Genomic DNA, 13,307 nt, shown 5'->3' on the forward strand with positions numbered 1-13,307 from the left:
TTATTGTTATTATAGCATACTTTTAGGGAAATGGTATTACTAGCTGCTCGATTTATCTCTCGCATCCAAAATACGCTTGAAATAGAATTGTCTCTGCGTTCTTTTTTTGAAGCACCCACAATAGCCGAATTAGCCCAGCAAATAGAAACAGAACTTCAAACAAACTCAAGGTTACAACTTTTTCCAATCGAAGTGATTTCTCGCAACCAAAATTTGCCTCTCTCTTTTGGCGAACAACAGTTGTGGTTTTTGGCACAAGTGGAACCGGATAATCCTTTTTATAACGAACACTTTACGATTTATTTACCTAGTTCGATCGATTAGCATTAGAGCAAAGTTTCAACAAAATTATCGAACGCCACGAAATTCTGCGAACCAACTTTTCTGTCTTCGATGGGCAACCAATTCGGATCGTTCAGCCAAGTTGCTATTTACCTCTGCCATTAATTAATCTTCAAGAAATAGCGTCAGAAAGCGATCGCCAAACTGAAGCTTTGCGGTTAGTCACAGAAAAGGCGCGGCAACCTTTTAACCTCACCTCTGATTTGTTGTTACGAGCTACTTTTCTCCAGCTTAGTGACACGGATTATAGACTCTACGTGAATCCAAAAAAGGAGCGATCGCCAAAGTGAGGAGCCTTTTTAAGACATATCAACTCAACTCCTTGCCAAGTAGGTCTTTCAACTTGCTTGTCACCCTTTGAGGCTACCCTAAGATAATTCTTGGATGTCCTGACTTTAGATGTAGACACGGCGAACGTTTTTATGGTATTATCTTGCAACACACCAGCCACAGCATTATGCCTCTATCTGATTTCCCCAGAGGCTCATTGCTGCATAATGCCTGGGAAAATTACCAAATTATTGAGGATGAATTATGGATCCTATTTCTACTGAGTCGATTGATGCCAGTATTGAACAGCGCAAGAAAGCGGGAACAAAAAAAAATCGTATCCAGCGCTCTATTAAATGGTTTTCTGGAGGTTTAACAGCCGCTTTAATTGCATCATATGGTGTGGCTGCAATTAAGGCTGAAGCATCGAAATCTTCTGCACTTCAACAAAGTGCTACTAACTTAAAGCAGGACGGAAATTCACCTAAGCAAGGCTCCATCCCCTCCGGGCCGGAACATTCTTCCTATAAGGTTTCCCGGGGTGAGTTGACAGCCCAACAAAAACAATTTGTGGGAACTTGGCGACTCGTATCCTGGGAAAACAAGGATGCACAGGGAAATGTTACTTATCCATTTGGAAAAGATTCTCTTGGTTACCTTATGTACTCTGCCGATGGACATATGTGTGCAACCTTTTCAAAAAATAAACGTCCTAATTTCCCATCAGGAGACATTTTGGGAGGAACGTTAGAAGAACAGGCAAAAGCAGTACAAACATATATTACCTATTGCGGTAAATATGAACTCCAAGATGGTAAAGTGACTCATCGTGTTGAAGTCAGCCTGTTCCCAAATTATGTGGGTACAAATCAAGTACGCATCTATAGTTTTAAGGAGGGCAAGCTAGTATTGACTCATGCTCCGGAGATGATGGATGGCAAGCTACAAACTCCTTTTATAACTTGGGAGCGCTTTCCAGAGTAACAGTTCACAGGATTTCCAAACGTTACCGGAAAAAACAGCTACACATTGATGGTAGATTAAGAGGCATGGCTAAACTGCCTCATTTTCGGAATTAAAATTTGCCACTCTTGTTTCCAGGGATACTAACAACCACTCGTTTGCAATCTATCACTCTGGCGAACAAGCGTGGCATTTACAGATTTAATCCAGTTTTATTAAGACAAATACTACTTTCTGATATCAATCCTCTAGCCAACGCCGATATTAATATCTTAACTCTTGCACTCGGGTATCTTGCTCGCTGGCATAAACACTTTTTTTACAGCGCAAGCCTAATTTTTATACCGTACAAGGCATTGTTAAGATATTATATTAGAGACAAGCTTATTTTCCTTAAGGTAATATTTATTATGAAAACAGAAATACCTAATCTTTGGATTAAATGCCCCCAGTCCAATCCACAAGCCAATTTACGCCTATTTTGCCTACCCTATGCAGGAGGTGGGACATCAATTTTTCGTCTTTGGCCTCGAGAATTGCCGTCAAATGTAGAGCTTTGTGCGATTGAGCTACCTGGAAGAGAAAATCGCCTCCGAGAACAGCCAATTTCAAATCTTGAAATTCTGACAGATAAATTAGTGGAGGTTTTTCTGCAACATTTGGATAAGCCATTTGCGATCTTTGGTCATAGTATGGGAGCGCTAATTGCTTATGACCTAGCTAGAAAACTCCAGCAAAGAAACGTCAATCCAGTTTATTTATTTGTATCAGGTCGCCCTGCTCCTAACCTACCTGAAATATATTCACCCATTCATTTGTTACCTAATGCAGAATTTATTGAAAAATTAACCAAAGTTTACTCTGCTATACCAGATGTAGTCTTAAAAGATGAAGAACTCATGGAATTGTTCTTACCTGTTTTGCGAGCAGATCTGACTTTAGTAGAAACATATATCCATTGCCAAGTGGAACCTCTTGATTGTCCGATTTTTGCTTTGGGTGGTCTTGAAGATAAGGAAGCCAGTCATCATTATCTTGCTCCTTGGGGTGAGTACACTCGTTCCTCATTTTCAGTACAGATGTTCCCAGGTGGACACTTCTACCTGAATGAAAATAGACAACTCTTGTTGCAGTTTCTATCTGAAACGCTAAAAGACTATTTATAACTCCCATATCGCCTCATTACTACCTATACCTACTATTTCCTCCCAATTTAATAAATGTTAAAAAAGGTTAATAAACTCTCGCGGTTTTTTAATTAATTTTTGTAATTTAGGAATGAAAAATAAATAACTCAAACAAAAACTGGACTATCTGTAGCTGTAAACATCCTTAATAAAGTTTATAAAACTGGTCGAAAGGTGGCTGATAATTTCAAAAATACTATGCAGATTGTTTTTGACGAATACTTGCCCAAATGGAATTATCGAGCCGTACCCCAACCTAAGTAATTCATTAAGTTATTTATTTTTCATTCCTTAGACTTTATTTGTCCTTTTCAATCCTTCTAATTAGTGCGCTAGTCGCATAGCAAGCCATGTCAAATAGACGTACAAGAGTCAAAATTGAGTAATTTATGGTTTTTATGGTTTTTGCAAGACTGCGATGAGAACAGTTGGAAGGCAGGACTTGCGCTCACCCTCACAAAAACCGCCAAGAGTCGAAAGTTTGATGGGCAGTTTGGACTTTGATAGAATTGTGCGCTCGCCAGTTGGTGTACAGGTTCGCCTTGGGTACTCAAAGTGGAGCATCGCATGACGCAATCTAGTTGGTGCAGTTCGGCTCCTCGGCTAATAGCAATAGCTCGATGCGATCGCGCCAAGCCATCCTGTTTGCGATGAAGCAGCCGACTGATACAGGCAAAAAAATTGCTTGCTACTAATTTAACAAAAACTTAATTGATTTAATAGTCAAGTTACGGCATCTAAATTAAATTTACAAAAGTTTAAGAATTAGCTCTAGACAAACATCTATCTAAAGAAATACAATTAGGTTTATCTAAAGAGGTAGTACCAACGAAAAATAAAATTAATATGCGGACACAACCGATAAATCAGTTAAATTGCAGAGGGTGTGATGGATTTTGCCTGGAACAGTCAACAAATTCAATTCAGAAAAAAGGTTATTCAATTTGCCCAACAGTCATTGATATCCGATCTGATTAAAAACGATAAAGAGGAAATATTTAATCGTGATGCGTGGCAAAAGTGCAGCGAGTTTGGTGTTCACGGATGGCCGATCCCCGCACGTTATGGCGGACAGGAACTGGATATCCTCACTACAGCCTATGCTTTGCAAGGATTAGGATATGGCTGCAAGGATAACGGATTGATATTTGCTATGAATGCCCATATCTGGGCTTGCGAAATGCCTCTGCTGACCTTCGGGACGGAAGAACAAAAGGAAAAATATCTCCCCTTGCTTTGTCGAGGAGGATGGATTGCTTCCCACGCAGCCACCGAGCCACAAGCGGGGTCTGATATCTATAGTCTCAAGACAACGGCTCAAAAAGATGGAGATAAATACATTCTCAACGGATACAAACACTATGTAACCAATGGAACCATTGCAGACCTTTTCATCATTTTTGCTACCATAGACCCATCTCTTGGGAAAGAGGGTTTGACGACTTTTATGATCGAAAAAGATACACCTGGTCTCATTCTCTCAAAGCCTATATCTAAAATGGGAATGCGTACAGCAGAAGTGCCAGAACTCAGGTTAGAAAATTGTGAGGTATCTGCCGCAAATCGCTTAGGTGAAGAAGGGACAGGGCTAGCCATATTCAATCATAGTATGGAGTGGGAACGGGGATTTATTCTAGCCGCTGCTGTGGGAACAATGGAACGACTGTTGGAGCAGTCTATTCGTTACGCTAGAAGCCATAAGCAATTTGGTCAAGCGATTGGAAAATTTCAATTAGTTGCCAACAAGTTAGTGGAAATGAAGCTGCGGTTGGAGAACGCCAAGGCATACTTATATAAAGTTGCTTGGATGAAAGAAAATAAGCAGATGGCTCTTCTGGAAGCCTCTATGGCCAACTTGTACATTAGCGAAGCTTGGGTTCAATCGTGTCTAGAAGCAATCGAGATTCACGGTGCCTATGGTTATTTAACAAATACAGAGTTAGAACGAGAGCTGCGAGATGCTATTGCTAGTAAATTTTACTCTGGCACCTCGGAAATTCAACGAGTCGTTATTGCTAAATTCTTGGGATTGTAAAGCAGGGTCATCATGTCATATCTACTGCAACATCTGTTAATAAGCAGCGCTCGCAGCCATAGCGATCGCGTTGCCGTACAGCAACAAGAACACACGATCGCGTATCGTCAGTTGGACGAGAAAAGTAACCAACTAGCACATACCTTGCTCTATGCAGGTATAAAACGGGGAGACCGAGTTGGTATTTACCTCGATAAGTCAATTGAAGCTGTTATTGCTATCTTTGGCATCTTAAAGGCCGGTGCAACTTATGTACCTCTAGACCCTTACGCTCCAATTAAGCGGCTTGCCTTTATCATTAAAAACTGTCAGATCGAGACATTAATTTCGACCAATCAAAAAATAGATGCTTTAGCAACCAATTCCTTAGAAGATTTGCAGAGTCTCAACAGTGTGATTCTGGCAGATGAGGAAAATCGAGCAACGCAGTGGTATGGGAAAACTATCCAATGGTCAGAGGTTTTACAAGCTCCTTGCAGTCCACCGCCAGACCAAAATCTTATTGAAAACGATTTGGCTTATATTCTTTATACATCTGGCTCGACAGGAGTCCCGAAAGGGGTTATGATTAACCATCGAGCGTCTCTTACCTTTGTGAATTGGGCCTACGACACATTTCAGGTCACAGCAGAAGACCGCGTTTCCAATCATGCACCGTTACATTTCGATCTTTCCATCTTTGATATCTTTACAACTATCAAAGCTGGGGGCACAATTATTTTACTCTCACCTGCTTTATCAGTCTTTCCAATTAATCTAGCCAAATTCATAGCCGAAGAAAAAATTTCTATCTGGTATTCAGTACCCTCTATTCTCACAAGTTTGGTCTTATATGGTCAATTAGAACAACATACTTTCCCCGCTCTAAGAACCATTTTGTTTGCGGGTGAAAATTTTCCCATTAAATATTTGCGTCAGTTGATGGTGCATATCCCCCATGCCTGCTATTATAACCTCTATGGTCCGACTGAGACGAATGTCTGTACCTATTACCAAGTTCCACCACTTGATATTGAACTAACTGAATCACTTCCAATTGGTCAAGCCTGCGCTAACACTGAAGTTTTTGTCTTAAGTACAAGTAATGAATTGGTAGTTAGAGGTGAGGTGGGTGAGCTTTGCGTGCGCGGACCTGGATTGATGACAGGTTATTGGGATTTACCTGAAAAAAGTGCCCAAGTTCGAGTTCCCTTTAGTTTGCATCGTAGTTTAGGATCTGACATGATTTACCGCACGGGGGATCTGGTCAAACAAGCCCCGGATGGCAATTATATCTTTTTAGGTCGTCGCGATCGCATGATTAAGAGTCGTGGCTATCGCATTGAATTAGGTGAGATAGAGAACATTTTGTACAGCCATCCGGGAGTCGAAGAAGCCGCAGTAATTCCAATTCCCGACAATGAAATTGGCAACCGGATCAAGGCTATCGTTGTAGCACGTAGTGGTGACAAACTTGCAGGAGCGATTCCTTCGGAACCGCCTGATGTCTCAATACAGGCTTTAAAGTTGTTTTGTGCAGAACGGCTTCCAAAATATATGGTTCCCCATTTGTTTGAGTTCCGAAGTAACTTGCCCCAAACTTCAACCGGAAAGATAGACAAAGTTCAGTTGTCTCAAGAAGCACACTAATAAAATAACAGGAAACAATACAATGACAGAAGAAAAAGTCGAACAAATGCTCAAAGAGTTTATTATTCAAGAGTTGGCCTATGACCAAACAAACTTGGTTCTAACCAACAATTTAAAGATCATTGAGCAACGAATCATAGACTCAATGGATATCTTTCGGTTGGTGCGCTTTGTCGAAGAAGAATTTGGAATATTTTGGGAACCTGAAGAACTTGTATTGAAGAACTTTGAAACAATTGACAATATCAAAGCTTATATACTTGGTAAATTGGTGTCACAGGTATGAACTAAGAAGGTATTATTCCCCGATACAAAAGTAAACATAGGATTTAATCGCTCATTTCTTTCTAATTGACTCCAACCCCCACATTAGAATTTTCTGACCCTTCGTGTCTATCCTAATTTGCAAGAATCTTAACCTTTCTCAAAAAAATCAATCATGAACAAAATCACTCATCCTAACCATGATTCCGATATTCTGGAAAATCGTCAGAAGGAACCAATTGCGATCGTTGGGATGGGATGCCGTTTCCCAGGAAATGCCGACACCCCAGAAGCATTCTGGGAACTGTTGCGTAATGGCGTAAATGCTGTCACAGATATTCCCTCTTCTCGTTGGGATCTAGAGAGATACTATGACCCTAATCCTGCACCGGGCAAGTTTTATGTGCGTTCTGCGGCTTTCTTAGATACAGATGAGATAGAACAGTTTGATGCCGAATTTTTTCGGATGGCATCGCGAGAAGCAGCAAGCTTAGATCCTCAACAACGTTTGCTACTAGAAGTAAGTTGGGAAGCTCTGGAAAACGCGGGAATTGCACCCACATCTTTAGCAGGTAGCCAGACAGGTGTATTTGTCGGGATTCACTGGGATGATTACTCGGCCGAACGCTTTTATATGGTGAATCCTAGTGAAATCAATGCTTACCCGACATTGAGCAATTTACGAAGCCTATCAGCAGGGCGAATAGCCTATGTATTGGACTTGCATGGCCCAACAATGCAAATTGATACAGCTTGTTCCTCAGCATTAGTTTCCGTCCATTTGGCCTGTCAATCCCTGCACGATGGTGAGTGCAATCTGGCTATAGCTGGTGGTGTCAGTCTCCTACTCTCTCCGAAACTGACAGTTGGTTTCTGCCAGATGAAAGTGTTAGCTAAAGATGGTCGCTGCAAAACCTTCTCGGATTCAGTAGATGGATTCGTACAAGGAGAGGGTTGTGGCGTTGTTATTCTCAAACGTCTCTCCGATGCTATTCGCGATCGCGATCCGATCTTAGCCACGATCCGAGGTACAGTCATCAATCACGATGGGTACAGTTTAACCCTGACAACACCTGCTAGTGCCGCACAGGAAGCAATGCTGCGCCAAGCTGTAGAAAACGCTCACATTGAGCCTAAGCAGGTGCAATTTGTTGAGACACACGGAACCGGAACGCCTTTAGGCGACCCAATTGAAGTTATAGCCTTAGCAAAAGTATTAGGTAAAGATCGTCAAGATCCATTAGTAATTGGATCGATGAAAACCAATATGGGGCATTTAGGGGCAGCCGCAGGTGTAGCTAGTTTAATGAAAGTTGTACTTTCACTTCAGCATAACCAGATCCCCCCCAACTTACATTTTGATAAACCTAATCCGCGTATTCCTTGGCAGAAATTACCAGTTACTGTAGCAACGGAGCTGATGCCTTGGCCAGAACATGAACCAAAACTGGCAGGCCTAAGTGCATTTGGTATGAGTGGAACCAATGCTCATGTAATTGTTGAAGCAGCCCCAACGCTACCGCAAGTTGAGTCTTCTACCGAGGTAATTGAACCTTTATACCATCTACTTACTTTATCTGGTAAGAACGAAAAAGCTCTCACCGATCTCGTCCATCGTTATTTAACTTTCTTGGACAAGACAGAGGATTCTATAGCAAATATTTGCTATACAGCCGCCGCTGGACGCACCCATTTTGCCAATCGGTTAGCTATTTTTGCTAACTCGAAAGCAAATATCTCCCAACAGCTTGATGCTTTTATCAAGGGCAAACAAATTACAGGCACAATCCAAGGTGATGCTTACCAAGCAACGCCTAAAATCGCTTTCTTGTTCACCGGACAAGGTTCGCAATACGTTGATATGGGACGCGAACTTTATGAGACGCAACCTACTTTTCGCCAAGCGTTGCAGCGATGCGATGAAATACTGCGTTCTTATTTAGACCGACCATTGCTGTCAATACTTTATCCCGATCGACCAGAAAACATCATCGATCTCACAGTCTATACACAACCCGCGATCTTTGCCTTTGAATACGCTCTAGCCGAGTTGTGGAAATCCTGGGGCATCCTACCGGATGTTGTTATGGGACATAGTGTAGGCGAGTATGTCGCAGCTTGTGTGGCAGGGGTGTTTAGCTTGGAAGATGGCTTAAAGCTAATCGCAACTCGCGGACAACTAATACAGCAATTGCCACAAGAAGCGCATGGCAAAATGGTCAGCGTTATGGCGACTGAAGCCCTGATAGAATTAGCGATCGCGCCATACAGCAGCCAAGTTTCTATAGCCGCAATCAATGGCCCGCAGAGCATAGTCATTTCCGGTGATAGCAAGGCCATAGATGCGATCGTCGCCGAGTTGAAAACCAAGCAGATCAAAACCCATGAGCTAACAGTTTCTCATGCCTTCCATTCGCCGCTAATAGAGCCAGTATTAAAGCCCTTTGCTCAAGTTGCTGGGGAGGTGATATACTCTGTACCCAAATTACCGCTGATATCTAATATCACAGGCGAGCGAGTAACGGACGATGTCGCCACATCAGATTATTGGACTCGTCATATTCGCCAGCCCGTGAGATTTGCCGATGGCATGAATACCCTACAAAAGATGGGAATAGAATGCTTTGTAGAAATCGGTTCTAAACCAATTCTCTTAGGTATGGGAGCTAGTTGCCTAGTTGATGAGGAAAAACGCCTGACGTGGCTACCTAGTATCCGTCCTGATACACAATCATCCACTTTAGTGGAAAGTTTAGCTCAATTGTATGTTCGCGGAGTCAATATAAATTGGAAAGAGTTTTTCCAAGACCAACACCGTCGCAAAGTGGTGTTACCAACTTATCCCTTTCAAAAAGAGCGCTGTTGGATTGATGTCAGACAAGAACGTATTGCCAGAAAGAGCAGTGAAATCTGCGGACATCCCTTACTACAAGAGAGGATTTATTCATCCGTACTCAAACAAGGAGAAGTTCAGTTTGAGGCTTATCTTTCTACCGACGATCTGCCCTATTTAGCAGAACATCGTGCTTTCGGTCAAGCAATTATGCCGGCTTCCGCCTACTTCGAGATGGTTTTAGCAGCGGGAAATCAACTTTTTGGACAACGCGCGATCGCCTTTGAAGATGTAGTAATTGAAAAAGCTCTCAAGCTAGAAGAACCTCAAACAGTTCAACTAATTTTAACTGCCACTGCTGAAGGCTATTCATGGCAAATTTTCAGTTTAGATTTAATTAACGAGGACCCAACTTGGACGCGCTACGCAGCCGGAAAGATTAATGTAGGTAAAGAGAGAGCAAATCTTGAACCAAACACAAATTTAACTGCTTTACAAGCTAATCTCCAAGAACATAAAGACATCAAAACTTTCTATCAGCAAGTTGCCGATCGAGGAATGGTCTATGAAGGTAGCTTCCAAAGTTTGCGCCGCTTGTGGCGTTCTGAGGGAGAAGCCCTCGGACAAGTTCAGTTAGCTAAAAACCTGGTCAACCATCCCTATCATTGGCATCCAGCGCTTTTGGATGGATGTTTCCAAGTAATTTTAGCAGCTATGCCTGCCGACTTTGCCGAAACTTATTTACCAGTCGGCTACCCACATTTCACCTTTTGGCAGCATCCTAGCAAAGAAATTTTTAGTTACGTTAAACTTCACGGTCAGCCCGGTCAAGAAACCCTGAAGGCAGACTTGCAGTTAATTGGGAAAGATGGTCAAGTTTATGCCGAAGCGATCGGCTTGCAACTGAAAAAGGCTCGGTTGAAAGCATTACAGCAGAAGCAACCCTGGAAAGATTGGCTTGTGCAAGTTGCCTGGAAAGAAGTCAAAAAAACAGCGGGGACTGCAAGCACAACAAACAAAGGCGATTGGTTAATTTTGGCAGATCGCACTGGTGTAGCCGAAACCTTGGCTGACTTGTTGAAGGGAAGCGGACAGCGATCGCACCTCGTCTATGCCAAAACAACTGATGGGAGCTCCAAGCCAGAGCAATATGCTATTAACTGGACAGACCCAGCCGACTGGCAGAAATTGTTGGCGAGTAAATCCTATCAAGGCGTAGTGTACCTTTGGAGCCTCGATCGAAATGACTCCTGCGATTCAAGCTGCGAGCAAGTATTGCATCTAGTTCAATCTCTGACTTCAGCAAAGACTTCCCCTCGATTGTGGTTGGTTACGCAAGGGGCACAGTCGGCGCTCAAAGATGATGCAGTTGCTTTCTGGCAAACACCGATCTGGGGACTAGGTAAAACGATCTCTCTAGAACACCCCGAATTTTCCACCACTTGTTTAGACTTACCATCCGATCGCCATTCCCCTGAAACGGTTAAGTCTTTACTCCAAGAACTACTCGCACCCGATCGAGAAGACCAAATTGCTTATCGAAACGGGACACGCTATGTAGCTAGATTAGAGCCTTTCCACCCCATACAAGCACCAAGCATTGCTCCTGTAGCGCTGAAGTTGACCAGCTATGGCACGCTCGACAACTTAACTTTGGTTCCCTTAACTGCCCCAACTTTGGCACCTGATGAAGTAGAGCTCAAAGTTCGGGCAAGCGGACTTAATTTTAGAGATGTGCTACGCGCTTTAGGCATGATGCGCGAATTCGAGGAGTCTTTAGGTATTGCTGCAACGGCCAGCGATATATTGTTCGGCTTTGAGTGTGCAGGCACGATCGAGCGCGTTGGCAAACAAGTCTCTGACTTTAAAGTAGGCGATGCTGTCATTGCCTACGCATCAGGTAGTTTGGCAAGTACGGTCAAGGCTAAAGCAAAATTGGTAGTTCTTAAGCCATCTGAACTCAGTTTTGAAGAAGCGGCAACGATTCCTGTTACTTTTTTGACAGCCTATTACGGCCTAGTCAAATGCGCTCAAATTGGCCCAACAGATCGAGTGTTGATTCATAATGCGGCTGGAGGTGTAGGTCTAGCAGCTCTTCAATTGGCCAAGCTTAAAGGAGCAGAAATTTTTGCGACGGCTAGCCCGCCTAAGTGGGATTTTTTAAAGTCCCTTGGTGTTAAACATATATACAACTCGCGCAACCTTGATTTTGCCGAACAGGTAATGACTGCCACCAATGGCAAAGGCGTGAATGTCATCCTCAACAGTCTAACTGGCAAGTTTATCGATCGCAGCTTTGACGTACTTACCCAAGGAGGGCGCTTTGTAGAAATCGGTAAATTTGGCATTTGGGATGAGCAGAAATTGGAAGCAATTCGCCCCGATGCTGCTTATTTCCCCTTTGATTTAGGAGAGATGGATGGTGCAGAAATTTCTTCAATGTTTCTGGAATTGATGACTATGTTCAAAGAAGGTAAGCTTAAACCATTACCTTCCAAAGTGTTCCCAATTACCGAATTTGTAAATGCTTTCCGCTATATGCAGCAAGCCAAGCATATTGGTAAAGTGGTGTTAAGTTTTCAGACTCCAGAAAATGCAAGGGTTCGCCCAGACAGCAGTTACCTAATTGCGGGAGGATTGGGAGCATTAGGATTAAAAGTGGCTGAGTGGTTGGTAGAACAAGGTGCTAAACATCTAGTCCTGACGGGACGAAGCAGTGTCAAAAAAGCAGCAAATGAAGCTATCAAAAAATTAGAGCAGGCTGGTGCTAAAGTCTCCGTAATTAATGCCGATATTTCCGATCGGGAGGATGTCAAAAAAATACTGAGTGAATGTCCTAATTTACGTGGAATTGTTCATACCGCAGGTGTTTTAGATGATGGCTTATTGAAAGAGCAAACACCTACTCGCTTCAAAAAAGTCATGGCATCAAAAGTACAAGGAGCTTGGAATTTGCATACCTTGACTCAAGATTTACTCTTGGACTTTTTTGTCTGTTTTTCCTCCGCTGCCTCTTTGTTGGGGAACGCAGGTCAAAGCAACTATGCCGCAGCTAATGCCTTCCTTGATGGCTTAGCTCATTATCGGCGATCGCAAGGTTTACCAAGTTTGAGCATAAATTGGGGACCTTGGGGCGAGGTGGGAATGGCAGCAACTTTTGCTAGTCGCTTGAAAGCCCAAGGTTGGGGGATCATTCCAACTGAACAAGGCTTGCAAGCATTAGACTACTTGGTCAAAAACGAAGACTGCGATCGAGTAGGGATACTGCCTATGAACTGGCCAAAATTCTTGGAACGACTGCCAGAAATTACGCCATTCTTTGAAAATTTCCAAACAATTGTTACACCATCTCAAGATAGACCAGTCTTACTTTCCCAACTAAAAGCTAGTCTGGCTAATGACCGCCGAACAATCTTGATGGATCATGTTCGTTCTGCCATTAGAAATGTAATCGGATTGAATGCCAGTACGAGGATTGAGCCGCGACAGTCTTTGTTCGACTTGGGACTTGACTCCCTAATGGCGGTGGAATTGAGAAACTATCTTGAAAAAAGTGTCGAACATTCCTTGCGCTCAACTTTACTCTTTGACTATCCAACCTTAGAAGCATTGGTGAATTATCTGCTGCAAGAGGTTCTAGTTCTAGAGGATATGAGTATCCAGCCACCAGAAGAAGAGCAAACGACATCCACCCAAGTATTTGAAGAACTTCCAGAAGAGGAAGTGGACATCTTACTTGCTAGCAAGTACGAAGAACTCAATAAACTACTAGGTAATATTTAAC

9 protein-coding genes are annotated in these 13,307 nt (G+C 42.8%); all 9 read left to right on the plus strand.

All coding sequences use genetic code 11. The features are described from left to right. The first annotated feature begins 30 nt into the window (after positions 1-30). A complete protein-coding gene (locus tag OSCI_RS26720; protein WP_007358356.1) occupies positions 31-324 on the plus strand; it encodes a phosphopantetheine-binding protein in 294 nt (97 codons plus the stop codon). A gap of 44 nt (positions 325-368) precedes the next feature. Next, on the plus strand, positions 369-632 hold the full coding sequence (locus OSCI_RS32560; RefSeq protein ID WP_407635904.1) for a hypothetical protein: 264 nt from the start codon (positions 369-371) through the stop codon (positions 630-632). A 244-nt stretch (positions 633-876) separates the two neighbouring features. After that, positions 877-1,596, plus strand: coding sequence for a lipocalin-like domain-containing protein (locus OSCI_RS26725; RefSeq protein ID WP_007358359.1), 720 nt, complete (start codon positions 877-879; stop codon positions 1,594-1,596). A 137-nt stretch (positions 1,597-1,733) separates the two neighbouring features. Next, entirely contained in the window at positions 1,734-2,741 is a 1,008-nt protein-coding gene (locus OSCI_RS26730; protein ID WP_234708836.1) for a thioesterase II family protein, read from the plus strand. A gap of 123 nt (positions 2,742-2,864) precedes the next feature. Further along, the gene (locus OSCI_RS28940) at positions 2,865-3,026 is read left to right on the plus strand and encodes an ISAzo13-like element transposase-related protein (protein WP_083811341.1); all 162 of its coding nucleotides are present in this window, start codon (positions 2,865-2,867) and stop codon (positions 3,024-3,026) included. A 625-nt stretch (positions 3,027-3,651) separates the two neighbouring features. After that, positions 3,652-4,797 carry an acyl-CoA dehydrogenase family protein gene (locus OSCI_RS26735; RefSeq protein ID WP_007358363.1) on the plus strand — a complete coding sequence of 382 codons (1,146 nt, stop codon included), beginning with the start codon at positions 3,652-3,654 and terminating at the stop codon, positions 4,795-4,797. Between the two features lie 12 nt (positions 4,798-4,809). Beyond that, positions 4,810-6,426 (plus strand): amino acid adenylation domain-containing protein, encoded by a 1,617-nt coding sequence (locus OSCI_RS26740; protein WP_007358364.1) that lies wholly within the window; start codon positions 4,810-4,812, stop codon positions 6,424-6,426. Positions 6,427-6,448: 22 nt separating this feature from the next. After that, complete coding sequence (locus OSCI_RS26745; RefSeq protein WP_007358365.1) at positions 6,449-6,712, plus strand: acyl carrier protein; 264 nt, start codon at positions 6,449-6,451, stop codon at positions 6,710-6,712. Between the two features lie 153 nt (positions 6,713-6,865). Continuing rightward, positions 6,866-13,306 (plus strand): type I polyketide synthase, encoded by a 6,441-nt coding sequence (locus OSCI_RS26750; protein ID WP_007358366.1) that lies wholly within the window; start codon positions 6,866-6,868, stop codon positions 13,304-13,306. Position 13,307 lies beyond the last annotated feature (1 nt).

This window comes from Kamptonema sp. PCC 6506, assembly GCF_000180455.1.
GTDB classification, from domain to species: Bacteria; Cyanobacteriota; Cyanobacteriia; order Cyanobacteriales; family Microcoleaceae; genus Kamptonema; species Kamptonema formosum.

Bases quoted from the DNA above. Each gene is read 5' to 3' on its own strand.
- OSCI_RS26725 (WP_007358359.1), top strand. From the start codon at position 877: ATGGATCCTATTTCTACTGAGTCGATTGATGCCAGTATTGAACAGCGC.
- OSCI_RS26750 (WP_007358366.1), top strand. From the start codon at position 6,866: ATGAACAAAATCACTCATCCTAACCATGATTCCGATATTCTGGAAAAT.
- OSCI_RS26720 (WP_007358356.1), top strand. From the start codon at position 31: ATGGTATTACTAGCTGCTCGATTTATCTCTCGCATCCAAAATACGCTT.
- OSCI_RS26740 (WP_007358364.1), top strand. From the start codon at position 4,810: ATGTCATATCTACTGCAACATCTGTTAATAAGCAGCGCTCGCAGCCAT.
- OSCI_RS26735 (WP_007358363.1), top strand. From the start codon at position 3,652: ATGGATTTTGCCTGGAACAGTCAACAAATTCAATTCAGAAAAAAGGTT.
- OSCI_RS26745 (WP_007358365.1), top strand. From the start codon at position 6,449: ATGACAGAAGAAAAAGTCGAACAAATGCTCAAAGAGTTTATTATTCAA.